Annotated in this window: 21 protein-coding genes; 13 read left to right on the top strand and 8 right to left on the bottom strand. The window is 37.3% G+C overall.

Annotation, left to right across the window (positions count from 1 at the left end):
* Positions 1-20: 20 nt before the first annotated feature.
* The 11 genes from AC2IP4_RS06915 to rmf all read left to right on the top strand — a co-directional run bounded on the left by AC2IP4_RS06915 (position 21) and on the right by rmf (position 17839).
* On the top strand, positions 21-686 hold the full coding sequence (locus AC2IP4_RS06915) for a hypothetical protein (RefSeq protein ID WP_375322412.1): 666 nt from the start codon (positions 21-23) through the stop codon (positions 684-686).
* Between the two features lie 150 nt (positions 687-836).
* Positions 837-3440: an aminopeptidase N gene (pepN, locus tag AC2IP4_RS06910; RefSeq protein ID WP_486310724.1), complete on the top strand. Its 2604-nt coding sequence runs from the start codon at positions 837-839 to the stop codon at positions 3438-3440.
* A 115-nt stretch (positions 3441-3555) separates the two neighbouring features.
* The gene (locus AC2IP4_RS06905) at positions 3556-3780 is read left to right on the top strand and encodes a DUF2835 domain-containing protein (protein WP_375322414.1); all 225 of its coding nucleotides are present in this window, start codon (positions 3556-3558) and stop codon (positions 3778-3780) included.
* A gap of 319 nt (positions 3781-4099) precedes the next feature.
* Positions 4100-8938, top strand: coding sequence for an NAD-glutamate dehydrogenase (locus AC2IP4_RS06900; RefSeq protein ID WP_486310723.1), 4839 nt, complete (start codon positions 4100-4102; stop codon positions 8936-8938).
* Between the two features lie 267 nt (positions 8939-9205).
* On the top strand, positions 9206-10216 hold the full coding sequence (gene pyrD / locus AC2IP4_RS06895) for a quinone-dependent dihydroorotate dehydrogenase (protein WP_486310722.1): 1011 nt from the start codon (positions 9206-9208) through the stop codon (positions 10214-10216).
* Between the two features lie 219 nt (positions 10217-10435).
* Complete coding sequence (locus AC2IP4_RS06890) at positions 10436-10975, top strand: cell division protein ZapC (protein WP_105054704.1); 540 nt, start codon at positions 10436-10438, stop codon at positions 10973-10975.
* 540 nt (positions 10976-11515) lie between these two features.
* On the top strand, positions 11516-13633 hold the full coding sequence (gene rlmKL / locus AC2IP4_RS06885; RefSeq protein ID WP_486310721.1) for a bifunctional 23S rRNA (guanine(2069)-N(7))-methyltransferase RlmK/23S rRNA (guanine(2445)-N(2))-methyltransferase RlmL: 2118 nt from the start codon (positions 11516-11518) through the stop codon (positions 13631-13633).
* A gap of 6 nt (positions 13634-13639) precedes the next feature.
* The gene (locus AC2IP4_RS06880; RefSeq protein WP_065591114.1) at positions 13640-13882 is read left to right on the top strand and encodes a glutaredoxin family protein; all 243 of its coding nucleotides are present in this window, start codon (positions 13640-13642) and stop codon (positions 13880-13882) included.
* Positions 13863-15776 carry an ABC transporter ATP-binding protein gene (locus AC2IP4_RS06875; protein ID WP_486310720.1) on the top strand — a complete coding sequence of 638 codons (1914 nt, stop codon included), beginning with the start codon at positions 13863-13865 and terminating at the stop codon, positions 15774-15776. The genes AC2IP4_RS06880 and AC2IP4_RS06875 overlap by 20 nt, the downstream gene beginning before the upstream one ends.
* 8 nt (positions 15777-15784) lie before the next feature.
* Positions 15785-17467: a DUF3466 family protein gene (locus tag AC2IP4_RS06870; protein ID WP_486310719.1), complete on the top strand. Its 1683-nt coding sequence runs from the start codon at positions 15785-15787 to the stop codon at positions 17465-17467.
* 198 nt (positions 17468-17665) lie between these two features.
* The gene (gene rmf / locus AC2IP4_RS06865) at positions 17666-17839 is read left to right on the top strand and encodes a ribosome modulation factor (RefSeq protein ID WP_060990978.1); all 174 of its coding nucleotides are present in this window, start codon (positions 17666-17668) and stop codon (positions 17837-17839) included.
* 153 nt (positions 17840-17992) lie between these two features.
* On the opposite strand, the gene fabA is transcribed toward rmf, so the two are convergent.
* Entirely contained in the window at positions 17993-18511 is a 519-nt protein-coding gene (fabA, locus tag AC2IP4_RS06860; protein WP_060990979.1) for a bifunctional 3-hydroxydecanoyl-ACP dehydratase/trans-2-decenoyl-ACP isomerase, read from the bottom strand.
* 65 nt (positions 18512-18576) lie between these two features.
* A complete protein-coding gene (locus tag AC2IP4_RS06855; RefSeq protein WP_375322419.1) occupies positions 18577-20244 on the bottom strand; it encodes an AAA family ATPase in 1668 nt (555 codons plus the stop codon).
* A gap of 178 nt (positions 20245-20422) precedes the next feature.
* On the opposite strand from AC2IP4_RS06855, the gene matP reads away from it, so the two are divergent.
* Positions 20423-20872 carry a macrodomain Ter protein MatP gene (matP, locus tag AC2IP4_RS06850; protein WP_105054709.1) on the top strand — a complete coding sequence of 150 codons (450 nt, stop codon included), beginning with the start codon at positions 20423-20425 and terminating at the stop codon, positions 20870-20872.
* A gap of 69 nt (positions 20873-20941) precedes the next feature.
* On the opposite strand, the gene AC2IP4_RS06845 is transcribed toward matP, so the two are convergent.
* From AC2IP4_RS06845 to AC2IP4_RS06820, 6 genes are all read right to left on the bottom strand, one after another.
* Entirely contained in the window at positions 20942-21499 is a 558-nt protein-coding gene (locus AC2IP4_RS06845; protein WP_375322420.1) for a YceB family lipoprotein, read from the bottom strand.
* 368 nt (positions 21500-21867) lie between these two features.
* Positions 21868-22176 (bottom strand): response regulator, encoded by a 309-nt coding sequence (locus AC2IP4_RS06840; RefSeq protein WP_486310718.1) that lies wholly within the window; start codon positions 22174-22176, stop codon positions 21868-21870.
* Positions 22177-22273: 97 nt separating this feature from the next.
* The gene (locus AC2IP4_RS06835) at positions 22274-22681 is read right to left on the bottom strand and encodes an ATP-binding protein (protein ID WP_486310717.1); all 408 of its coding nucleotides are present in this window, start codon (positions 22679-22681) and stop codon (positions 22274-22276) included.
* 131 nt (positions 22682-22812) lie between these two features.
* Complete coding sequence (locus AC2IP4_RS06830) at positions 22813-23001, bottom strand: hypothetical protein (protein ID WP_486310716.1); 189 nt, start codon at positions 22999-23001, stop codon at positions 22813-22815.
* 34 nt (positions 23002-23035) lie between these two features.
* Positions 23036-23395, bottom strand: a complete 360-nt coding sequence (locus AC2IP4_RS06825; protein ID WP_486307277.1) for an FIST N-terminal domain-containing protein — start codon at positions 23393-23395, stop codon at positions 23036-23038.
* 96 nt (positions 23396-23491) lie between these two features.
* Positions 23492-23947, bottom strand: coding sequence for a hypothetical protein (locus AC2IP4_RS06820; protein ID WP_486310715.1), 456 nt, complete (start codon positions 23945-23947; stop codon positions 23492-23494).
* A 268-nt stretch (positions 23948-24215) separates the two neighbouring features.
* Here AC2IP4_RS06820 and ccoN point away from each other — a divergent pair, with 268 nt between their 5' ends.
* Entirely contained in the window at positions 24216-25646 is a 1431-nt protein-coding gene (gene ccoN / locus AC2IP4_RS06815; protein WP_105054714.1) for a cytochrome-c oxidase, cbb3-type subunit I, read from the top strand.
* The last annotated feature ends 2 nt before the right edge of the window (positions 25647-25648 follow it).

Genomic DNA, 25648 nt, shown 5'->3' with positions numbered 1-25648 from the left:
ATCTTGTCTGGAGTCTTGTTATGAAGTTGATGGCCTTATTTATATTACTCTTCTTTATGAATCCACTTGCAGCTAATGCAAAGGTTGAACTTGAGAATAATTCACTGACTTATTTTGAAAATCCATTTCTTATTGGAGATTGGTATTTCTTTAAACCACCTCACGTAGAAAATGATTATGATGTTCTTCATATTAGACTAAGTTCAGATAATGAGTTTTCGATTGAAATGATTGAAACATCTTCTAATACTGCTGAAGAATGGAAAGGGACATTTGAGATTTCTCAAGACAGTATTCGTTTTGAAGGTAAGGAAGAAGAGTCTCAAGTCTATCATTATCAAGTCAGTCACAATCGCTTGTACTTAAACGGAGTTGAGTTTTTTAAAGTGGTGCCAGAAAGAATGACTGGCTCGTGGAATTCAAAACTAGTTTCAGGTGAAGATATTATGGTGAGTAATATCGAATCTTTAAATTTAAAGTTACGATCGGACTTTGTCTTTTTACTTGAAGTCGTTTCTGATACTGGAAAAAGAAATCAACAAGTTGGCTATTATTATTTTGAAGATGATGATTTAGTCTTACTGTATGAAGATGGAGAACAAGAATCTACCTTCATAATTAATAATGGAATTTTTGAATTAAAAAATGAACAGTTTGGTATGTATGCCTTATTACAAAGAGAATAATGTGACTCTCGGGATAGAAATATGAGCCTATACCACTTTTAATTAACATTCTTGTTAGATCTTGTGCGAAAATAGTTGGGTTAATTAGTTACTATCACTAAATATCTATTTGTATTCATTCATTAGTGATAGACATCATAAGGATATATTATGAGCCAACAACCTCAGGCTAAATTTCGTAGTGATTATCAATCTCCAGAATTTACCATTTCAGACATCGATTTAGTTTTTGATCTTGATGATACAAAAACGTTCATATCAGCGACTTCAAAAGTACAACAACTAAAACAATCAACCGATCTTCTTCTTGAAGGGGAAGGGATGATATTAGTGTCGCTGAAAGTAAATGATGTTGATCATTCTGATTATACCCAAACAGATACACAATTAACGATTCATAATGTGAGTGGTGATTTTACATTAACGATTGTGACAGAAGTTAATCCTCAAGAAAATACAGCACTTGAAGGTTTATATAAATCAGGCGATGGTTTTTGTACGCAGTGTGAAGCAGAAGGTTTCCGTCGTATCACTTATTATTTAGATCGTCCTGATGTATTAGCGCGTTTTACAACAAAAGTAATCGCAGATAAAAATGCATACCCACATTTATTAAGTAACGGTAATCGTGTTAGTCATGGGGACCTTAATGACGGTAAACATTTTGTTCATTGGCAAGACCCTTTTCCAAAACCTGCGTATCTTTTTGCATTAGTCGCAGGAAATTTTGATGTATTAACAGATACTTATAAAACTAAATCAGGTCGTGATGTTGCTCTTGAAATCTATGTAGATCAAGGGAATCTAGATCGTACTCCTCACGCAATGACATCATTAATTAACTCAATGAAGTGGGATGAAGAGCGTTTTGATCTTGAGTACGATCTTGATATTTATATGATTGTTGCTGTTGATTTCTTCAATATGGGCGCAATGGAAAATAAAGGTTTAAATGTCTTTAACTCTAAGTTTGTATTAGCAAAACAAGAAACAGCAACGGATACTGATTATTTAGGTATTGAAGCGGTAATTGGTCATGAATATTTCCATAACTGGACGGGCAACCGTGTTACTTGTCGTGATTGGTTCCAATTAAGCTTAAAAGAAGGTTTAACCGTTTTTCGTGATCAAGAGTTCTCATCAGATTTAGGTTCTCGTTCTGTGAACCGAATTAATAATGTTCGTATTATGCGCGGACCTCAATTTGCTGAAGATGCGAGCCCAATGGCACACCCAATTCGCCCAGAAAAAGTAATAGAAATGAATAACTTCTATACGTTGACGGTATACGAAAAGGGCAGTGAAGTAATCCGCATGATGCATACTTTATTGGGCGAAGTAAATTTCCAAAAAGGAATGAAACTTTATTTTGAACGTCATGATGGTACGGCAGCAACTTGTGAAGATTTTGTATTAGCAATGGAAAATGCATCTGGCATCGATTTGACTCAGTTCCGTCTTTGGTACAGTCAATCGGGTACGCCTGTTTTATCTGTTACTTCTGAATACGATGAAGCAAAACAAGAATATGCTTTAACAGTGAAACAGCATACACCAGCAACAGAAGATCAAACTGAAAAATCAGCATTACATATTCCATTAGATATTGAGCTTTATACACGCGATGGGGCAGTAATAGAGTTACGCTGTAACAATAAAAATATTGGTAATGTATTGAATGTAGTTGAAGAACAACAAACGTTTGTTTTCCAAGATGTTTCTGAAAAGCCTGTCGTTTCTTTACTTCGTGAATTTTCAGCACCAGTTAAACTAAATTACGCTTATAGCGATGAAGAATTAATTTTCTTAATGGTTCATGCTAAAAATGATTTTGCTCGTTGGGATGCAGGGCAGATGCTACTTGCAAACTATATTCGTGCGAACATAACTCATGTTCAAAATAATGAATCATTAGTTTTGCCTGAAGTCGTTGTCGATGCTTTCCGCGGTGTATTATTAAATGCAGAATTAGACCATGCCTTTATTGCTGAAATGTTTGTACTGCCAAATCATAATGAGATCACAGGTTGGTTTGATACGGTTGATGTCGATGCGATTGATAAAGCGCTTGGTTTTATTAAACAGACATTAGCAAGAGATCTTAAAGATGAGTTTTCTGCAACTTATCACAGTTTGAAACAAGAGATTTATTCTGTAGATCATGATGCGATTGGTAAACGATCTTTACGAAATTGTGCGCTAAGTTATTTAGCAAAAACAGACGTTGGTGAGTCATTAGTTGAAGCGCAATATAAGAGTGCAGATAACATGACTGATACTATGGCAGCGATGGTTTCTGCTAATTCAGCAGAGCTTTCTATTCGCGAAGTGTTGATGAATGACTTCAGTGAAAAATGGTCTCATGACGGTTTAGTTATGGATAAGTGGTTTATTTTACAGGGCTCAAACCCAAGTGTAGGTGCTTTATCTACGATTAAAGAGACGATGAATCACAAAGCGTTTAGCTTGAAAAACCCAAACCGTATTCGTAGCTTGATCGGATCATTTGCTGCTAATAATGCGGTGAATTTCCATACTAAATCCGGAGAAGGTTACGCATTTTTAGGTGATATATTACTTGATCTTAATGTGAGTAATCCGCAAGTTGCGTCGCGTTTAATTGACCCATTATTGAAATTTAAGAAATACGATAGTGATCGTCAAACGTTAATGAAAGCGCAGTTACAACGCTTGGCGGATCTAGATAATCTAGCTAAAGATCTTTTTGAAAAGGTAACAAAAGCATTAGCGTAATAGTGCGATCTTAATATGATCTAAAGGTGAAATGGTCAGTATTTTATGCTGACCATTTTTTATTTTTTCTTTATACTTCATTTTCTTCTTACAGAGTTAATGCACTTATTTAATCATGAATACGTTTTATTATTTTCGAGTTAATGTCAGTTACCAATCCTTTCTAAGTCACTATTCTGGTACGGCCAGTACTGTGTTAGTGGTGACCGAACAAGGATTAAAGCTTCAGTTACCAGCATCACGGTTTCGTGCGTTTTTAACTCAATTAGGAGTGAAAGGTCGCTTTCGTTTGACTGTTGACCAAAATAATCGTTTTGTAAATCTTGAGCAGATAGGATAAACCTCTACCTTAATCACATTTCTAACTATAAAGCCTCTAGCACGTAAAAAATTCATAACGTTTCTGTCATATTATCCTTACAATATGAGGCGCATAAGCAGTTTCAACTGCTACACTATATATATCAATCGTAGCAAATAACAGGTCATCTTAGCTTGTTAAAACACTCGATAACTGCGTTGAAATTTTTGATTGTAGAGTAACTACTTATCGAAAAATTCCGTCTTGTTCTCAAGTATTTTTCCTTCGCTATTTCTGAACTCTTACTTACTGTGATTGATAAAATAATTCTAATCATAAGAAACGGAGCATTCGCTTTATGACGACGCGTGATCCTATCGTTCCAGTACTACTTGAGAAAGTGTACGCTCTAATTGCTGAAAAGCTTGAAATGCCTCAACAATCCCTAGTAACGCAACTTGCTCAGCGTTTATTTGCCAATATTGATGATGATGATTTACAGCAACGTAATGAATCCGATATGTATGGTGCAACTCTCAGTCTTTGGAATCATTTATCAGATGTTAATTTGTCTGATATTTCGGTTCGTGTTTTTAATCCAACATTAAGTCAAGATGGGTGGCAATCAACCCACAGTGTGGTTGAGATTGTCGCGCCAGATAGTCCTTTCCTGGTTGATTCTGTTAAAATGGCATTAACCCGCCTCGATACGACAAGTCACTTTATGCTTCATGGTCCACATTGTTTTACACGTGATGAAAACGGTGAGATTATTTCGATCTGTAGCAGTGATGGAAAAATGCAACAAACCCTTTTCCACTTCGAGGTCGATCATTTAAATGATGCTTCTGAAATGGAAGCTCTCCAAGCTGAATTAATATTAGTGCTAGAAGATATTCGCCGTGTAGTGAATGAATGGAAGCCAATGTCTGAAAAATTGACAGAGGTTATTCTAGAGCTTCACGCAAATGATTCACCGCTTGAAAAAGAGCAAGTTAATGAAGCGATTGAATTTTTAACTTGGTTACAAAATCATAATTTCACATTAATGGGGTACAAGAACTTTGATTTGGTTGCCGTAGAAGGTGATCATGAACTGACGCCAACACCAGAAATGGGGTTAGGTCTGTTCTCATTAGGATCGAGAATTAGCACTACGAAGTTATCTGAGATGCCATCTTCAGCACGTGCGGCTGCGAAAAAATCTGATTTATTGATTTTAACTAAATCAAATACTAAATCTCGAATTCATCGCCCAGCTTATACGGATTATATTGGTATTAAACGATTGAATAAACAAGGAAAAGTAGTCGGTGAACATCGCTTTACTGGTCTTTATACTTCAACCGCTTATAATCAAAGTGTGTCTAACATTCCTCTTCTGAGTAATAAAGTAGAGCGTATTCTAGAGTCAAGCCAATACATCAAAGGCTCGCATTCTTTTAAAGCATTAACGAATTTGTTTGAAACGTATCCACGTGATGAACTGTTCCAAGCTACCGAAGAAGAGATGCTTGAAGTCGGTACGGGTGTGGTGAAGATGCAAGATCGTGATTTATTACGTTTATTTGTGCGTCGTGATCCGTTCGGTCGTTTCTTTTCATGCATGGTGTATGTAACTAAAGAGCGTTATAACACTGAACTTCGTCGTCAAACTCAACGTATTTTGAAGGACTACTTTGGTTCAGATCAAGAAGTTGAATTTACGACGTTTTTCTCAGAGAGTGCTTTAGCAAGAACTCATTATATTGTGCGTGTAGATAATAATAACGGCGACATTAATGTGAAAGATATTGAAAATAATTTAATGGAAGCAGCATCTACGTGGGATGATCGTCTGTGTGATGTGATTGTTGCGAATCTAGGCGAAAGCATAGGTACAGCGATTGCAAAGAAATATCAACGAGCTTTTCCTCGTTCATATAAAGAAGCAACACTTCCTGGTTCGGCTGTTGCGGACATCGAACTTCTTGAGTTATTGAGCGATGATAATAAGTTGGGAATGTTATTTTATCGTCCACAAGAAGAGAAAAAGGGCTCAGCTAACGTTAAGCTCAAACTGTTCCATCGTGATGAGCCAATTCATTTATCTGATGTGATGCCTATGCTTGAAAACTTAGGATTGCGAGTAATTGGTGAATCACCATATAGCGTTAAGAAGAGTGATGGATCTGTTGATTGGATCTTGGATTTCTCCATGATCCATAATGGCTCGGAAGAAGTCGATTTACGTCAAGCTCGTGGCCGTTTTCAAGAAGCGTTTGCTCAAATTTGGGGTGGGCAATTAGAGAGTGATGGTTTTAACCGCTTAGTTTTAGGTGCAGGTTTATCTGGGCGAGAAGTCACTATTTTACGTGCTTATGCTCGTTATATGCGCCAAGTAGGCTTCCCATTCAGTCAACAATACATTGAAGATACTCTATCTACACATACGAAACTTGCAGTATCTGTGGTTAATCTCTTTGATCTTCGCTTTAACCCTTCAGCAGCTTGGTCTGAGAAGAAAGAGAAAAAACAGCTTGATGCTATCTATGATAGCTTAGATAAAGTAGAAAGTTTAGATGATGACCGTATCATTCGCCGTTATGTAGAGATGATTGTTGCGACGCTTCGTACTAACTATTATCAAGTATGTGAAAATGGTCAACCTAAGCCATGGTTATCACTGAAACTACAGCCATCGAATATCCCTGAAATTCCAGCACCAGTGCCTGCTTTTGAGATCTTTGTTTATGCGCCTGATATTGAAGGTGTGCATTTACGTGGTGGTAAAGTGGCACGTGGTGGATTACGTTGGTCAGATCGTCAAGAAGATTTCCGTACCGAAGTTCTTGGTCTTGTAAAAGCACAACAAGTTAAAAACACGGTTATTGTTCCAGTTGGAGCAAAAGGCGGGTTTGTTTGTAAGAAGCAACATAACTTTACAACACGTGATGATATTTTCGCAGAAGGGCAACGTTGCTACAAACAATTCATTCGTGCGTTGTTAGATGTATCTGACAACATCATTGAAGGTGAGGTTGTTCCACCACAAAATGTCGTTCGTCATGATGATGATGACCCGTATTTAGTTGTTGCAGCAGATAAAGGAACGGCAACATTCTCTGATTTAGCAAACTCAGTATCAGATGAATATAATTTTTGGTTAGGCGATGCCTTTGCTTCAGGCGGCTCTAATGGTTATGACCATAAGGCCATGGGTATTACTGCAAAAGGGGCGTGGGAATCTGTTAAACGTCATTTCCGTGAAATGGATATTGATTGCCAAACGACTGATTTCACCGTTGCTGGTGTTGGTGATATGGCTGGTGATGTGTTTGGTAATGGTATGTTGCTATCTAAACATATTCGCCTTCAAGCAGCGTTTAACCATATGCATATTTTCATCGATCCTAATCCAAATGCTGAGATTACATGGCCGGAACGTGCTCGTTTATTTGAACTGCCTCGTTCAAGTTGGGAAGATTACAATAAAGATCTGATATCTCAAGGCGGTGGTATATTCTCTCGTCGAGCTAAGTCGATAGATCTTTCTCCTGAAATTCAGAAGATGCTAGGCACTCGCAAACAGTCATTAGCGCCAAATGATCTCATTCAGATGATCTTGAAAATGAATGTTGATCTGTTGTGGAATGGCGGCATAGGCACTTACGTTAAATCAAGTAAAGAAACTAGCGCAGATGTCGGTGACCGTGCGAATGATTCCTTACGTATCAATGGATCAGAGCTAAATGCAAAAGTAGTTGGTGAGGGCGGGAACCTTGGTATGACTCAACTGGGTCGTATTGAATATGGCCTTAAAGGTGGTCGAGTTAATACTGATTTCGTTGATAATGTGGGTGGTGTTGACTGCTCTGATAACGAAGTAAACATTAAGATCCTACTTAATGGTCTGGTTGCTAATGGGGATCTAACGTACAAGCAACGTAATGTTCTGCTTCAGAAAATGGAAGATGAAGTCGGTGACATTGTTCTTGATGATGCGTATTGCCAATCAGAGTCGATCTCGGTAACAGAACAACAAGGTACGTCATTAGTTAAAGAGCAGATCCGTTTTATTCATCATTTAGAAAAACAAGGTCAATTGGATCGTGGATTAGAGTTTATTCCTGATGACGAAACATTGATTGAGCGTGAGAAAATGGGGCAGGCGTTAACTCGTCCAGAGCTTTCTGTTCTTGTTGCTTATGGAAAAATGGTGCTTAAAGAACAGTTAGCCTGTGATGAAATAGCAAATAATCCATACCATGCAGATTTACTAACTACGTATTTTCCTACTGAGTTACAGCGTAACTATAAAGCGGCGATGGATAACCACCCATTACGTTCAGAAATCATCGCAACTTGCTTAGCAAATCAGATGGTTAATGAAATGGGGTGCAACTTTATCACTCGCATGCATGAAGAAACTGGTTACAGTGTCACTGATATAACTAATGCTTATTCTGCTACTCGAGCAATTTTTGAATTTGGGGATTTATTCAAAGAGATCCGTAATTTAGATAATATTGCCACGACTGAAGCACAGTATGATGCGTTCTTTACTATGCGTAGAACCATCCGTCGAGTAGCACGCTGGCTATTACGTAATGGTTCACAAAAAATGACGATTCAGGAGTTGATAGTAAAATATAAACCTGCGGTTGATGATATTAAAATGAACCTGGATAGCTATTTGGTAAATGATGAAGTTGTTGAGCATATTGAACAAGCAAATCACTATCTGGAAATGGGAGTCCCGTGTGAGCTGGGTAATGTATTAGCACGTTTAAGTAGCTTGTATTCAGCAATGGATATTTCAGCTGTTGCCGAAGTGACAGAGCGACCAGTATCTACGTCAGCTCGTTTATACTATGTATTAGGAGATAAGTTGTCACTGCATTGGTTCTTGAAACAAATTAATAACCAAGGTGTTGATAACCACTGGCAAGCATTAGCTCGCGCTTCTTTCCGTGAAGATCTAGATTGGCAGCAACGTCAATTAACTCAACTTGTACTTGATGAGTATAAAGACAGTGATTCAGTTGAAAATGCGATAGAAGACTGGTGTAAAAAGAACATGGCATCAGTAGGGCGCTGGGACAACATTTTAAATGAGTTCAAAGTAGGTTCGGTTCATGAATTTGCGAAATTCTCAGTAGCATTAAGAGAGTTAACCTTGCTTAATTTAAGTTGTTCTTCGCACGCTGGCAATTAATGATAATAGGGTTTAGCGTTCCTAGCTAAACGTTTGCATAATAAAAGGGAAAGTGAATTTTTATTCGCTTTCCCTTTTTATTTCCCCGATAAATTTTGTATTTAAGTATATTAATAAGTGATTTTATTGAATTTATATGCCCTTAGGTGGTGGCGAGCTTTTAGATTGCAATAAATAATGATGAATAAAGTACGATTAAGTTTGAATTGTTAATAAAATCAGTGAATAATGACTCCCCGTTTATTCGGGACTTTTTTTGGAGCTACAATGTTATACCGCATCGCCAGAGCTGGCATTTTCAAACTTGATGCTGAAAAAGCACATGATTTAGCTATTCAAAATTTTAAACGCTTTACCGGCACTCCACTTGATCTCTTCTATCGTCAAAAATTGGCTTCTAAACCTGTAGAAGTTATGGGTATTACCTTTAAAAATCCACTTGGCCTTGCGGCTGGTCTTGATAAAAATGGCGAATGTATTGAAGCATTTGGCGCAATGGGTTTTGGCTTTATTGAAGTGGGAACAGTAACTCCTCGTCCTCAAGCAGGTAATGATAAGCCTCGTCTATTCCGTCTTATTGAAGCGGAAGGCATTATTAACCGTATGGGTTTTAATAACCTTGGTGTTGATAATCTTGTTGAGAACGTAAAGAAAGCAAAGTTTGATGGTGTTATTGGTATTAACATTGGTAAAAACAAAGATACGCCAATTGAAAAGGGCACGGAAGATTACTTAATTTGTATGGAGAAGGTATATCAATACGCAGGTTACATTGCGATTAATATCTCATCGCCAAACACTCCAGGTCTTCGTACTCTTCAATATGGTGAAGCATTGGATGATCTTCTTTCTCAATTGAAAGAGAAGCAAAAAGAATTAGCTGAGAAATACGGTAAGTATGTTCCTATCGCTTTGAAGATCGCGCCTGATTTGGATGATAATGAATTATCTCAAATTGCTGACTCTCTAATGAAGTATAAAATTGATGGTGTGATTGCAACCAACACAACATTAGATCGCTCAATGGTTGAAGGCATGAAGCATGCGGAAGAGATGGGAGGCTTAAGTGGTCGTCCTGTTCAAACTCGCAGTACTGAAGTTGTTCGTCGCCTTAAAGAGCTACTTGGTGATTCTTTACCAATCATTGGGGTAGGTGGTGTTGACTCTTATGTTGCAGCAAAAGAAAAAATGATGGCAGGTGCTGATCTGGTGCAAATCTACTCAGGCTTCATTTATAAAGGTCCTGCATTAGTTAAAGATATTGTAAACAATATTTAAATGTTATAAAAAGTAGCGAAAGTTGCTTACAGACTATTCAAACAGAAGGGGGAATGAAAATTTCCCCTTTTTTTATTGCTAACCTCTTGTAAAATTAACGATTAATTGCACCAGTATTATTTTTGACTGAAAATACACATGAATTTTTAGCATGATTTGCAGTAATTGGTGATTGGCTATCGAAGGGATTCTTCCCGTTTTTTCAAGAGAGAAATGATAATGCTTAAACCAAGTGATACATGGAATTGGTATTACGACAATAAAGCACAATCTCTAATGCTTGATTTAGGTATGGACATGGTATTCCGTGTGAACTTACCTTCTAAGGTACTTATTGATAGTGCTTTTGACGAGTGTAAATTCTCTGTTGATGATGCCTCTGCCTACCAAATGTTCGTAGAACATATTTCATTCCTACCATTGTCTGAGCCTCGTAAAGTAGAGCTAGCACTTAATTGTGTAGCAGCTAAGCGCTTTCATAAGCCTATGCTACCTAAAAGCTGGTTTTTTGAATCTCAAGGCCATGGCTATTCTCCTGAAGAGGGAGAAGTTGTCTCTCTTAAGAATGACTTAGGGGAAGGGCATTTCATTATTGTTGAAAACTACGAATGTGCCAGCATGTGTATGCTAGTGGACATGGACTCTTTTGCTCTTAATCCTGTTAAATACATGGCATTTTGTGAACCAATTAAAGTTATGCATGACCGAATGGCTAAGATGCAAGTCGTCAACTCCGCTTATTATGCTTTGGTTGGTTAGTTTACGAGTAAAGCATACCTTACTACTTTTTTATCGTTAACTCCTCCGAAAATACGAACTACCACGCTCCATATACCCTATAGAATATAGCTTAAGCTTTTACTATGAATGGCTTTTTAAGCATTTGTACGCCTTTATCTTTCTTTAAGTTTCCTTAATAACAGCTAAACTCGTTACATTTTGAACTCTTAAAAATGAGACCTAGAGCCAAGAAGTATAAAAAAACATCATAATCATTTCTGATATTTCAAACAGTAAAGTAGTTCCTTTTCTCGTTGAATTCCCCATTTGCGCTGTTTTGTATGAAAGTTACAGCACTGAATTCCACTTGGTATAGTCCAAAAGCTGTGGGTAATTTGGCGGAAGCTTGTGTTTCCACATAAAAACAAACTTTATTGATTGTTGGTTTGGTATTTAATAAACGATTGTTTTAAAAGAAATAATTAAATGTCTTTGCTTAGCATTTATCTACAATCTATTTATCCTCTTTCAGTGAGATTCATGTATAATGCGAGGCAATTTAATAACCAAAAGAATCCCATGAAAAAATACTTAGCCATCACTTCTAAAGGCCTTGAAAACCTACTCGCTGACGAACTTATTGCACTTGGTGTTACTGACCCAAAATTAGTTTATGCAGGGGTTACGTTTGAAGCTCCAATCGAGGTTGTTTATCGTTGTTGTTTATGGAGCCGTATCGCTTCGCGTTTTGTTCAAATTTTGTCTGAATTTGACGTTCGTGATGATATGGATTTATATCTAGGTGCTTCTGCAATCAACTGGCCTAGTTATTTCAGCGCAGATAAAACATTGGTGGTGGATTTTAACGGTACAAACCGTGAGATTCGAAACAGCCAATACGGTGCGTTAAAGGTTAAAGATGCCATTGTTGATCGTTTCACAAAGGCGGATTTAGAGCGTCCGAATATTGATAAAGCAGAACCTGATTTACGTATACATATGCGTTTATCTGGCGAGAAAGGGATTCTTGGCTTTGATTTAATTGGTTCAGGTTTACATCAACGTGGCTACCGTACTGAAGCGGGTCGTGCGCCACTACGTGAAACATTAGCGGCAGCCTTAGTACTTCGTAGTACTTGGGATGAGAGCAAACCATTATTAGACCCTATGTGTGGTTCAGGTACGTTACTGATTGAAGCGGCACTAATGGCTTGTGAAATGGCACCAGGTGTTAAGCGTGAGAAATGGTGTTTTGAAACTCTGAATGATTTTGATGAAGAGTTGTGGACTGAAATTCGTTCAGAAGCTCGTGTTAAGAGTCGTCGTGGCGTTAAGAAAGTAGATACTCATTTTTACGGATTTGACCGTGATTACCGTGTTATTCAAACGGCTCGTGAAAATGCACGTCGTGCTGGCGTTGAAGATTTAATTACGTTTGATGTTGGTGATGCAACTAAGATTGAACGTCCAGAAGCGTTTGAAAATGGCGTAGTGATTTGTAACCCTCCATATGGTGAGCGTTTAAGTACTGAACCTGCATTGATTGCATTGTACAGTGAGTTTGGTCGCCAGCTTAAAGAGCAGTTTGGTGGCTGTACAGCATCAATCTATTCAAGTAACGATGATTTACTTGCGTGTATACGCATGCGTGCTGATAAGCAATTTAAATTGAACAATGGTGCATTACCGTGTGTTCAGAAAAACTACTCAATTACAGAGTCTTCAGAGCGTAAAGACGCAGCGAATATTGAAGTTGCTCCTGAATTCATGAACCGTCTTAAAAAGAATATGTCTAAGATCGGCAAATGGGCACGTAAAGAGAAATTAGATTGTTACCGTTTGTATGATGCAGATTTACCTGATTACAATGCAGCGATTGATGTCTATAAAGATTACATCATCATTCAAGAATATGCGGCACCAAAAACAATTTCTGAAGATAAAACACGTCGTCGTTTAACCGATATGATCCGTGCAACGGTTCTAGTAACGGGTGTAGAAACGAACAATGTGATTTTGAAAGTTCGTCAAAAGCAATCAGGCAAAAACCAATATCAAAAATTAGCTGAGAAATCTCGCTCTTTTGATGTTGATGAGTACGGCGTAAAACTGATTGTTAACCTACAAGATTACCTAGATACAGGGTTATTCTTAGATCATAAGTTAACTCGTAAAATGTTAGGTGAAATGGCTGCAGGTAAAGATTTCTTAAACCTATTTGCTTACACTGGTTCTGCAACCGTGCATGCGGCTTGTGGTGGCGCAAAATCTACCATGACGATTGATATGTCTCGTACCTACCTAGAGTGGGCACAGAAGAACATGAATACCAATGGTCAAACCGGTACTCAGCATCAGTTCTTACAAGCAGACTGTCTACAGTGGTTGCAACAAGCAGAAGGTGAGTTTGATTTAATCTTTATCGATCCACCAACGTTCTCTAACTCTAAGCGTATGGAACAGACGTTTGATGTTCAACGTGATCACATCATGTTACTTGAGAACCTAAAACGTATGCTACGAGAGAACGGTACTATCGTATTCTCGAACAATAAACGTAACTTCAAAATGGATGACGAAGCACTAGAGAAAGCAGGCCTTAAAGCGAAGAACATTTCTAAGCAAACATTGCCGCTTGATTTTGCTCGTAATAAACACATTCATAACTGCTGGATTATTACTCACAAGGAAGGCTAGAGACGAATGATTACTCTCTATAGCACGGAAGGCTGCCACCTTTGCGAGCAAGCGTTTGACTTGCTTGTGGAGGTGGGTGTAGATATCGAAAAAGTAGACACGGTAGACATCGCGTTCAACGATGAGCTTTTCTCTCGTTACGGTGTCACAATACCTGTGGTGGCCAATGGCTTATCTGAGCTAAATTGGCCATTCAATATATCGCAATTAAAGAATTGGTTAGAAGACAATGGCATTACTTACAATTAATAACGGTCAATTAGCGTTTGGTGACCATCCGCTATTAGACAAATCTGATTTCGCTTTACAAGAAAATGAGCGTGTGTGTTTAGTTGGCCGTAACGGTGCAGGTAAATCAACGCTAATGAAAGTAATTGCTGGTGACATCATTATGGATGACGGCAAACTTCAAATTAATCAAGATGTGGTGGTTTCTCGTCTAGAGCAAGATCCACCGCGTAATGAAAGCGGCACTGTATTTGATTACGTATCAGAAGGCCTAGCGGAAGCGGGTAAGTACTTAAAAGAGTATCACCGTCTTCTTGATTTGCTAGAAACTGATCCAAGTGAATCAAACATTAATAAGCTATCTCGTGCTCAAGAAAAAATTGATCACCTTAATGCATGGCATTTTGATATGCGTATTCAATCGGTTCTTGAATCATTGAAACTGGATGGCCATACGCTATTAACAGATTTATCTGGTGGCTGGCAACGTAAAGCGGCATTAGCTCGTGCTTTGGTTTCTGATCCTGATGTATTACTTCTTGATGAACCAACCAACCATTTAGACGTAACGACGATTGAATGGCTTGAAACTTTCTTGAAAGACTTTAAAGGCTCAATCATCTTTATCTCGCATGACCGTGCGTTTATTCAATCAATGGCAACACGTATTGTTGATTTAGACCGTGGTAACTTATCTTCTTACCCTGGTAACTATGAAGAATACTTACTAGCGAAAGAAGAAGCGCTACGTGTAGAAGCTGATCAAAACGCGCAGTTTGATAAAGTGCTAGCTCAAGAAGAAGCGTGGATCCGTGAAGGTATTAAAGCACGTCGTACTCGTAATGAGGGCCGTGTTCGTGCATTAAAACAGTTACGTCGTGAGCGTTCAGAGCGTCGTGAAGTAATGGGTAAAGCCAATATCCAAGTGGATGAGTCAAATCGTTCAGGTAAAATTGTATTTGAAGCTGAAAACCTTCATTACTCAATTGATGGCAAAAACATTGTTAAGAACTTCAGTTTCAATGTTATGCGTGGTGACCGTATTGCACTAATTGGTGCGAATGGCTGTGGTAAGAGTACCTTACTTAAACTGATGCTTGACCAGCTACAACCTGATTCAGGTAAATTGCATTGTGGTACGAAATTAGAAGTGGCTTACTTTGACCAATATCGTGAAGCATTAGATCCTGAAAAAACGGTTATTGATAATCTAGCAGATGGTAAACAAGAAGTAACAGTGGGTGGCCGTGAGCGTCATGCATTAAGCTACTTACAAGATTTCTTATTCTCGCCAAAACGTGCTCGTCAACCTGTTAAAGCATTGTCTGGTGGTGAGAAAAACCGTCTATTACTTGCGCGTTTGTTTCTTCGTCCAAACAATTTATTGATTCTTGATGAACCAACCAATGATTTAGATATCGAAACATTGGAACTTTTAGAAGAATTACTTGCCAACTATCAGGGTACATTATTATTAGTAAGTCACGATCGTCAGTTCGTTGATAACACAGTAATGACCAGTTGGATCTTTGAAGGTGAGGGCCAGATCGAAGAATTCGTAGGTGGCTATCACGATGCACAGCGTCAACGTGCTAATGTACAGGCGACTCGTGATGCAATGGCTCCAAAAGTAAAAGAGAAAGCTGAACCAGTTGCTGCTAAAATTCAAATAGTAGAGCAGACTGTTAAGCCAAAGAAATTATCATATAAGTTACAGCGCGAGCTTGAACAGCTTCCTGAAACATTAGAGAAATTAGAAAACGAAATTACTGAACTTCAAGAGAAAGTGAACGACGCGTCTTTCTTCCAACAAGATCCTAAAAAGACAGATGAAGTCTTAGGGCGTTTAGCAGAAGCTGAGCAAGAGTTGGAAGTCGCATTCGAGCGTTGGGAAGAACTTGAAGCTCTACAATAGGAAGTTAAATGAGTAGTAAATTACAATTAACCACATTAGCTGTTTTGGTGTCCGCTGCGCTTCCTGCGCAAGCGGCGCTTTATAAAGTGGTGGAAGTAACTCCAGGAGTTTCTGGATCTGAGTATTATGGTACAGCTATTCAGCCGTCTCCAATTGCAGATAATACCACTTTTCCTAAGGGATGTTTCGAAAAGGATTGTGGGCTTGGCACTGACTATAAACTAGCAGGCGAGACTCGGGAGCGCCCAGATGGCTTCTCATATCGTGAAGAAGTGCCTTTCGCGATGGATAACTCATTTGGTTACATTGAAGATGATTATGATGGATTTGAAGATTATTGCTTTTTCCAATTAGGTTACGCTACATGTGAGTACTGGGCTTCTGATCGTTGGTCAAGTTGGTCTAATGAAACTTATGGAAGTGACACGCCTAATTCATTGGCATTTATTGAAGGTACAGCTGAAGCTCCAGCAGGTGCCATAAATACAGTTATTAATTCATTTAGCAAAGCGAGTGGTTCCGTTAGTACTATTGGCAACTATAGTACTTCAAGTAAACGTAATGAAGTATTTTCAGATGTTGCTAATGCTGACATTTTAACCAAACCTCAATCTAGAGCATGGGCTAGTGATGGTACCTATGTTGTGGGGAGTACATCAACTAAAAGTGGTGTTGGAGATAATAGGTATTATTACTCATCAAAAGCAGCTGTATGGAATGATACGACGTTAACTGCTATTGATTGGGCGTATAATGACGAACAAGATGGTGATTACTATGCTCAAGGGAGTATGCGTGATCTCTATGTAGATGGTTCAACATTTTATGGTGTTGGTTACAACAACTATAAAGATCAGCATATGAATGCGACTATTTTTACAGCGCACATTGAAGGCAGTGGTGCTTTAACTAAAATTGATTCAATACTGATTAATGGCGCTGAAGTTGATGCTGGTGATGATAATACTAATACAAATTCAGTAGCGACAAACATTAATAAAAATTTGGTTGTTGCAGGTCAAGCTAAACGTTCTGGTCGTTACCCGCAAAATGGAGCTGCGGCGAATCGTTTATTTGTGGTTGCGAATGCCAACTCACCAAGCGCTCACTTTTTAGACAGTTCTGATGGTAGTATTTTCTTCAATGGTGCTGGTGGCGAAATGGGTAGTATTAACAATTATAATGAAATTGTTGGCCGAATTGATTCAGAAAACCACCGTGAATATGATGGTAAGCAGCGTCGTCAACGTGCGTTTATTTATCCATATGATGGAAATGGAACAATAGCTGGGCGTAGAAATATTTTTGAAGATAAAAGAGATGGTAAAGTTAAAGCTTGGTTACTTGATGATTTAACAAATGACGGTAAAGTCTCTGGAACAACGGATAACAACAATCAATATCGTATTTATGATGCAACTGATATAAATGATGCCGGGGTGATTTCTGCTACAGCGGTGATGTGCTCTGGTGGTTATGATTCAACGGCACATAATGCTTATTGTGATGGTGGAGATAGTGACGAAACAGTTGTTGCCGTTAAGCTTGTACCTATATCCGATGAAGCTCAACGAAATATAGAACCGCGTACTTATGAAAGCACCGCAAGTGAACGCCAAGGTGGTTCACTTGGTTTTGGTGCTCTGACACTACTAGGTTTATTTGGTTTCATGCGAAAGAAAATTAAATAAAACTGATTTATAAGATTAAGCCCGGAGTCACAATATGAGACTTCGGGCTTTTTTTATACTTGAAAAAGTCTCTAATTTGTCCGATTCTTAATGTTGTCACCATAAAATGTTTATGGTGAACCCTAACGAAAAGGGTATGAAGTAGTAAAGTAGTATATTTATTGAAGCATTATGCCTTCCATCTATGAGGACTGAACTATGAAGAGACAAAAGCGTGACCGTTTAGAACGAGCACAATCACAAGGGTATAAAGCGGGTTTAAATGGCCGCTCATCAGAGAATTGCCCGTATCAATCAATGGATGCTCGTTCATGTTGGCTTGGGGGCTGGCGGGACGCAAGAGACGACAAACATTCAGGTTTATTTAAATAACCAAACATTAAATAGAATTTTAATTAAAGCCTCTTTATGAGGCTTTAATTTCATCTGAGATAAAGTATATTTAATCTAGTGCACTATAACTTGTTTATTGCTATTAAAAATAAAGCCAACAACTTGCTGGCTTTTATCATTACTAAAATTCTATTAGAATGCAGAAGTATCTTGGAAAAGTCCTACTTTAAGATCTTTAGCAACATAGATTTCTTTACCGTCAACAAGTACGCGACCATCAGCTAAGCCCATAACTAACTTACGGTTAATAACGCGTTTAAAATCAATTTCGTAAGTTACTTTTTTGGCTGTTGGTAGGACTTGACCTGTGAACTTAACTTCACCGACACCTAAAGCACGACCTTTACCTTGACCGCCAACCCAGCCAAGGAAGAAGCCAACAAGCTGCCACATAGCATCAAGGCCAAGACAACCAGGCATTACAGGATCACCAGGGAAGTGACAATCAAAAAACCAAAGGTCTGGAGTAATATCTAGCTCAGCAATCACTTTACCTTTACCAAATAGGCCTTCAGTTTCAGACATAAGAGGGATGCGATCCATCATTAACATGTTTGGTGCCGGTAGTTGTGGGCCATTTGGACCAAACAATTCACCACGGCTTGATGCTAGTAAATCTTCACGATTGTAAGAACTAGGTTTATTTTGCATTAAAGTATTACTCCTAAATAAGTTGCTGAGATTCTAGCGAACACTTGTACGCTTATCAAGTCGGATCATCGCTGGTTAAACCAGTTCTTTATACGACACAATAGAGCTGAACATTGGTTTGGATTGTGCTCAACATCTTCGATATGTTGAGCAATTAAAGAAAAAATTGATTCGTGTTCTTCAGATTGTAATGGTAAACCAGTTAATAGCTCAATAGCTTGTTCTACGTGATTAATACCATGAATAGTAAATTGTTTTTCTTCAACTGCACGAATTACATCGTCTGAAAGTACAAGATTAATTCCATTTGTTTCTGGGATAATAACACCTTGTTCACCTGTTAACCCACGCTTTTCACACAGTTGGAAGAAAGCTTCTATTTTTTCATTTACACCGCCAATAGGTTGTACCATGCCGAATTGATCGACTGAGCCGGTAATTGCGAAACTTTGGCTGATCGGCTTTATTGCTAGAGCACTTAAAAATGCACACAATTCAGCTAAGCTTGCGCTATCACCATCAACTTCACAATAAGATTGTTCAAACACCATAGAGGCCGTAAATGGTAATGGCTCATGAGTATTTAACTGACTAAGTATATAAGCTTGCATGATCAACATCCCTTTGGCATGCAAATCACCTCCTAATTCAACCTTACGTTCTACGTCTGATAATTCCCCATCACCAACATGAACAACACAAGATATACGCGAAGGCTCACCATAAGAAATAGGGTGTCCAGGCACAGATACAACAGTTAGGCCATTGATTTGGCCAACTTTTTCACCGTCAGTTTCAATGAAAATATTCTGTTCTAAAATATCGTCCAATGCTCGTGATGGTAAATAAGACTCTAAATAGTACTTATCATCAAATGATTGGGTAAAATCAGCAGCATTAATATATTTTTGTGATGCTGAAGATAAAGATGCATTGGCTAATATTGCGTTTAGCCATAATAAACATAAATTAATTCGAGTTTGGTCTTCACACTCACGTGCTCCCAGCTTTAGTAATGGAAGTAGAGCGGAGCCATTCTCTAATGGTAAATGTTTATGTTTTATTATGAGAGAATTGATTAGCTGTTGATATGCAGAAATAGAATCGTTAGATACTTTGGTATCAAATTCATATTCTGCAAACATCGACATACCAGCTAGTAAATCCGGCTCCAGTTGTTCAATTTCACCTAACAGAGCACGATCACTTACAATGATTAATTTCACATCTACAGTTAAATGATGTGTTTTAAGTGTTGGTGATTTTGAATCACTTGTAGGGACGGTAACAGTATGACCTTGTAATAGGCTTTTTAAACGCGGCCACAAGATCGGATTTGCAAGTAAGATACTTGGAGAGATAACTAAAAAACCACCATGAGCTTTTTGTAATAATCCGGCTTCTAATACATCACTTTTATTATGATAAACACCAAAAAGCTCAGTCTCTGAAGCGTTTTCTGCAATGATTACAGGAACTGATTCTGAGGTTACTAAACGATTTGAAGTATTTAATTTTAGCCAATTCGCTACGTATTCACGATAAACATGATTATCTAACGCATTGATTTGAAGAATGTTTACACCATTTATGTGAGAGAATCGCTCTAAAGCTTGCGTTAATCTAGGCTGTAGAGAATAGGGTGATTGCGCATCAATTGAGTGAGACTGATTCAACACATCTTGAATATGATCATATTGTGGCGTAATTAAAAATGGTGTGTCTAACTGCATGCTTACTTATAAATAAAAAATAAAATTGATTATACATGACATAACCACATACGTCTGATTTTTCAGTAGTTACATTATCAATTAGGGCTGAATCTCATTATAGCGTTATTTTATTGAAGAAATTGATAAGTAGGGTTACACTGTCACCATATGATTTTCCTTATTCTTGAGTGTGCCTATGAAATATCAACAACTTGAAAACCTAGAAGCTGGTTGGAAATGGATGTATTTATTTAATAAACACCGTATGGGAGAATCTATTACTAGTTATATCGATTCGAGTGAACAGGCACAATTTGTTGGTGAGTTTCTAAAATTAGAACATGAGCCAGTTAAAGCGCTTGAATGGATGCAAAAGCATATGAATCCTGATTTAGAAAACAAATTAAAGCAGGCCATTCGTGCCAAAAGAAAACGTCATTTTAATGCAGAGCAAGAACATACTCGTAAGAAATCCATCGATTTGGATTTTCGTGTGTGGGAAAAATTATCGCTTAGAGCTCAAGATCTTGATTCAACACTTTCTGATACGATTGAATATCTACTAAGCGAAGCCTCTAGAACAGAAAAGGCGAGCCAAACGGTATCATCTTTAAAAGCGGATCTACATGAGTTGCTAAAGCAATAATTAACAAATGTTTTAGCAGTTCCTAGTTATGCACGGTTTAATGCACTATAACTAAATTAACGCTGTATTTTAATCAAACAACTCAATCACGAGCTTATGGTTTTTGATTACCAAATTAGGTTTAGCTGATTTAATTAAAGATTCTTTTAGCTTATCAGAACTCAGTTTATAGGCTGGTTCATTTGATAATGCATAACCAATCATAGACACAGCTGGCTTTAATAAGGTAACAAGATCGGGTGAGAGTTGCTTATTTTTATCTTCAAACTTTTCTAATCGTAGAGATTTTAAATAAATTTCGCCAGCGTCTTTATCATATTCAGGTACAGCGCTAAATTCTAACGTTAAATTTAAATTCTGTTTAATCTCAGCCATCATTTGAATCTCTGCAGTGGTATTGGCAAAAACACTGATTCGATTCGAATCAATACGGCCAATATGCACATCAACATTTTCGACATTAACTTGCGCATAGAGAAAACCAGGAATACCAACCGATTTTTCTACATGAATCTCATCAGAAAGATAGTCGGTCATTTCTTTTTCAGTAATCGAATAACTAGTACAGCCTGAAATTATCGTGACGTTGAAGAGTAAAATCGATAAAACCAGTTTTTTTAAATTCATTGAATAGCCTTAACTTGTTGATGATAGGAAGGAGAATGTTCAAATCGTGACAAGGTAACAAAAAGTATAATATGAAGTTAGTTTAGCTATAAGCAGAAACGGATACAAACCTAATAATGATAAATAACAGATAATTGGTTAAAACGTATAATTATCAGATAATTACTTCTTTGATTTATTGGGCACTTTAGTGCGCATTATGTATATTATGTTAAATAGGGTTTGGTGTATCTAGATAATATCTATATATGCTTCCCCATTCTCTATTTCATCTACTTAAAGCTTATCCATTTAACCATAATCGTATTTACCATAAAATAGCTAATAATCATTAAATAATACTGCGTATTTATCCATTGATTATTAGCTTAGAGATCTAATGATACTAACAGCTTTTTTAATTCTATTGCTCTTATTGGTTTTGAAATAAAATTATCCATACCAGCATCTAAACATATTTTCTTTTCAGTATTCATTGCATGCGCTGTTATTGCAATTATAGGTAATGTAAATCCAAGGTCTCTTAATTCTTTAGTTGCCGTAATCCCATCTTTGATTGGCATAGATACATCCATTAAAACTAAATCATAATTTTGAACCGTTTCTTTTATGATTTCTGAAATGGCCTCTTCACCGTTACTAACTATGTAAACATGATGTCCTTGCCTTTCTAGCATTAGCTGAATAATTGCCTGATTCGCTTTATTATCCTCAGCAACAAGTATTCGAATTTTGTTTATTGCTAGATCTAGCGGTTCTAAATCTGAAGCTTTATTAACGGTTATTAACGGTTATTAATTGTTGCTCGGTTATTTCTTTTAATGGAAATGTAACTGTAAAATTGGAACCTTCATTTAAAATACTTTCTACTTTAATTTCGCAATTCATTAACTCAGTTAAGTGTTTAATAATCGCCAAACCTAATCCAGTTCCTCCATATTGGCGAGTTATTGAGCTATCAGCCTGCACAAATGGTTGGAATAACTGATTTAATGCATTCTTGCCAATTCCAATGCCAGTATCTGTAACGGATATTGAAGTTTGACCATGAACTGTTTGATTGATATTAATACAAATAAGTCCTTTTTTAGTGAATTTTACCGCGTTTCCTACAAGGTTGAATATAATTTGAGCTATTCGTGTTGGGTCGGCATAAACATAGATTGGTACAAGGTGTGACACTGTCACACTTAAAGTAATTAGATCTTTGTCTATCTTATCCTTGAAAAAATCAACCGCACTATTAATTGTACTTAGCAAATCAATAGGTTGTTCATCTAAAGTAAACGACCCTGCTTCTATTCTTGAAATGTCTAATACATCACTAATAATAGTGCTGAACCTTCCATTTGATTAAGCCATTCGATTTGAGATTCAGATAAAGAACTATCGTGAAATATATCGACTAGGCCAAGAATTGCATTCAATCCCGCAACCCTACCTAAAGGATATTGAGCCATATGCTCTAACAAATTTTGGTCTTTATTTATTAAATCAGACATTTGAGTCCACTCTTTATAGACTTCGACTATTGGTCTATTGTCTATTGTCTATTTCATAGAGTGTCCGCTTATTCGTTTTGGTTGCAATACCTGAAATATCAAAAGGAGCATAACCAGAATGAAATGAATATGATACTTTGCAAGAGGGATAAAAAACCGAATTTGAGACAAAACCATCATCAGTCATAATTCCCTGGCATGAAGTACAGCCGTGGATTTTACTGTTTGGGAATTGTTTCTTTAATAAAGACAGTATGATTTTTTCATTGTGCTCTTCAGTGAAATAGCAAAGTATAATACTTGGTTCAGTAAGCTCTTTTTCTAGAATCATGAGGCATTCTTCAATTGCAACTCTTGAGTCTATTTTTTGTGAAATACTGCTAATTATCTTCATAATCGCTCCAAATACTATTACTTATGCTTTAAAAGTATTTTTTTATATATGAGCGGTTAGTTTTTATACTTTATCTATATAACATATTGAAAATATTTATTTTTTAGAATCAAATATAACATTTATTACTCGATTCTCTGAAGATAAGTTTATTTGCCACTTCATTTCATTATGTTTACATTTTGGTACAAAAACTGAATACAATTGCATATTATCTTCAGTTTCTAGAGGATTGAATTTCAATGTTCCCATATTCATATCAACTCCTTCTGCCTCCATTTTCCATTTAGAGTCTATTCCTGCTACTGATACAATGATCTCAGAATTTTGCTTAATTGGTCTTTCTTGTATGTCAATAATGATCTGATTATTATCAGTATTCAACATACATGCTTGATTTGTTATGTCACAAATCTTTAAATTCTCACTTATTAGACTCACATCACTTGTTGGGACATAGGTTATTGTTCTCCAAGTAAACGCGGAGATTAATACTACCAACAAGAAAATAAGTTGATATAAACGAGGACCTGTTAACTTTTCTATAGCCATAGATGAAAAAACCTGTGTTATCTAGTTCAAAAAAAATGAAAAAATGTTGCTTAACCGTAAATATACTGTGGGCATCAACTATGATTCATTTTTGAAGTGAAGTATCATTAATGCCGAAAATGCCATTTTTGCATTAAAAAAGGATATTTCAAAATAAAAGGGTCACAAATCTAATTATTAGAGATTGAATTTTGGATGGCATTGCGAACAATTTGTTCGCACTATGGAAAGTAAAGTGTAGTTATAATAAAAGTGGAAGCATGCAATTATGAGCCAAGTACAGCAGCATGAACAAAACTACAACTATACCGTTGTTCGTCAGTTCTCTTTAGTAACCATACTATGGGGAATTGTTGGCATGGGTGTGGGTGTACTAATTGCCGCTCAGTTAGTTTGGCCGCAACTTAATTTCGACACACCATGGCTTACGTACAGCCGTTTGCGTCCTCTGCATACTAATGCAGTAATTTTCGCATTCGGCACAAGTGCCCTATTCGCAACATCTTATTATGTTGTCCAGCGTACTTGTCAAACACGTTTGTTTGGTGGTCCATTAGTTGCGTTCACCTTCTGGGGTTGGCAAGCAATTATCTTAGCAGCAGCAATTACGTTGCCTCTAGGTATGACATCAGGTAAAGAATACGCAGAATTAGAGTGGCCGATTGATATCGCAATCACTTTAGTTTGGGTTGCGTACGCTATCGTTTTCTTTGGAACCTTGTTTAAACGTAAGACATCTCACATCTACGTTGCAAACTGGTTCTTTGGAGCATTCATTTTAACCGTTGCGGTTCTTCATATTGTGAATAGCCTTGCTGTTCCTGTATCACTAGGTAAGTCATATTCGATTTATTCTGGTGCTGTTGATGCAATGGTTCAATGGTGGTACGGCCATAATGCAGTAGGTTTCCTATTGACTGCTGGTTTCTTAGGTATGATGTATTATTTCGTACCAAAACAAGCAGAACGTCCAGTTTATTCTTACCGTTTATCTATTGTTCACTTTTGGGCATTAGTATCTCTTTATATCTGGGCCGGTCCTCACCATTTACATTACACAGCTTTACCTGACTGGACTCAGTCATTAGGTATGGTTATGTCATTAGTTCTATTCGCACCATCTTGGGGCGGCATGATCAATGGTATAATGACACTGTCTGGTGCTTGGCATAAACTTCGTTATGACCCTATTCTTCGATTCTTAATCGTTTCTCTATCTTTCTATGGTATGTCTACCTTTGAAGGTCCGATGATGGCGATTAAATCTGTAAATGCCCTATCTCACTATACTGACTGGACTATCGGTCACGTACATTCTGGTGCGTTAGGTTGGGTTGCAATGGTTTCAATTGGTTCTTTATATCACTTAATTCCTAAGCTATTTGGTCAAGAACGTATGTACTCTGTATCACTAATCAATGTTCATTTTTGGTTAGCGACTATTGGTACGGTTCTTTACATTGTAGCAATGTGGATTTCAGGTGTTATGCAAGGTCTAATGTGGCGTGCAGTAAATGCGGATGGCACATTAACGTATAGCTTTGTTGAGTCTTTAGAAGCCTCTTATCCATTCTATTTTGTTCGCTTCTTAGGCGGTTTAATCTTCTTATCAGGAATGTTCTTACTTGCATTTAATGCATATAAAACAATTTCTGCTCCGAAGAACAGTCTAAAAGCTATCCCTCAACCAGCACTATAAGG

It is taken from the genome of Aliivibrio thorii (genome assembly GCF_057368585.1).
This window is presented reverse-complemented; position numbering and strand designations above follow the sequence as displayed.

Bases quoted from the DNA above. Each gene is read 5' to 3' on its own strand.
- AC2IP4_RS06915 (WP_375322412.1), top strand. From the start codon at position 21: ATGAAGTTGATGGCCTTATTTATATTACTCTTCTTTATGAATCCACTT.
- rlmKL (WP_486310721.1), top strand. From the start codon at position 11,516: ATGAAAAAATACTTAGCCATCACTTCTAAAGGCCTTGAAAACCTACTC.
- AC2IP4_RS06855 (WP_375322419.1), bottom strand. From the start codon at position 20,244: ATGCAGTTAGACACACCATTTTTAATTACGCCACAATATGATCATATT.
- pepN (WP_486310724.1), top strand. From the start codon at position 837: ATGAGCCAACAACCTCAGGCTAAATTTCGTAGTGATTATCAATCTCCA.
- AC2IP4_RS06845 (WP_375322420.1), bottom strand. From the start codon at position 21,499: ATGAATTTAAAAAAACTGGTTTTATCGATTTTACTCTTCAACGTCACG.
- AC2IP4_RS06840 (WP_486310718.1), bottom strand. From the start codon at position 22,176: ATGCTAGAAAGGCAAGGACATCATGTTTACATAGTTAGTAACGGTGAA.
- AC2IP4_RS06830 (WP_486310716.1), bottom strand. From the start codon at position 23,001: ATGTCTGATTTAATAAATAAAGACCAAAATTTGTTAGAGCATATGGCT.
- AC2IP4_RS06905 (WP_375322414.1), top strand. From the start codon at position 3,556: ATGAATACGTTTTATTATTTTCGAGTTAATGTCAGTTACCAATCCTTT.
- AC2IP4_RS06825 (WP_486307277.1), bottom strand. From the start codon at position 23,395: ATGAAGATAATTAGCAGTATTTCACAAAAAATAGACTCAAGAGTTGCA.
- AC2IP4_RS06875 (WP_486310720.1), top strand. From the start codon at position 13,863: ATGGCATTACTTACAATTAATAACGGTCAATTAGCGTTTGGTGACCAT.
- AC2IP4_RS06900 (WP_486310723.1), top strand. From the start codon at position 4,100: ATGACGACGCGTGATCCTATCGTTCCAGTACTACTTGAGAAAGTGTAC.
- matP (WP_105054709.1), top strand. From the start codon at position 20,423: ATGAAATATCAACAACTTGAAAACCTAGAAGCTGGTTGGAAATGGATG.
- pyrD (WP_486310722.1), top strand. From the start codon at position 9,206: ATGTTATACCGCATCGCCAGAGCTGGCATTTTCAAACTTGATGCTGAA.
- AC2IP4_RS06820 (WP_486310715.1), bottom strand. From the start codon at position 23,947: ATGGCTATAGAAAAGTTAACAGGTCCTCGTTTATATCAACTTATTTTC.
- rmf (WP_060990978.1), top strand. From the start codon at position 17,666: ATGAAGAGACAAAAGCGTGACCGTTTAGAACGAGCACAATCACAAGGG.
- AC2IP4_RS06890 (WP_105054704.1), top strand. From the start codon at position 10,436: ATGCTTAAACCAAGTGATACATGGAATTGGTATTACGACAATAAAGCA.
- fabA (WP_060990979.1), bottom strand. From the start codon at position 18,511: ATGCAAAATAAACCTAGTTCTTACAATCGTGAAGATTTACTAGCATCA.
- AC2IP4_RS06870 (WP_486310719.1), top strand. From the start codon at position 15,785: ATGAGTAGTAAATTACAATTAACCACATTAGCTGTTTTGGTGTCCGCT.
- AC2IP4_RS06880 (WP_065591114.1), top strand. From the start codon at position 13,640: ATGATTACTCTCTATAGCACGGAAGGCTGCCACCTTTGCGAGCAAGCG.
- ccoN (WP_105054714.1), top strand. From the start codon at position 24,216: ATGAGCCAAGTACAGCAGCATGAACAAAACTACAACTATACCGTTGTT.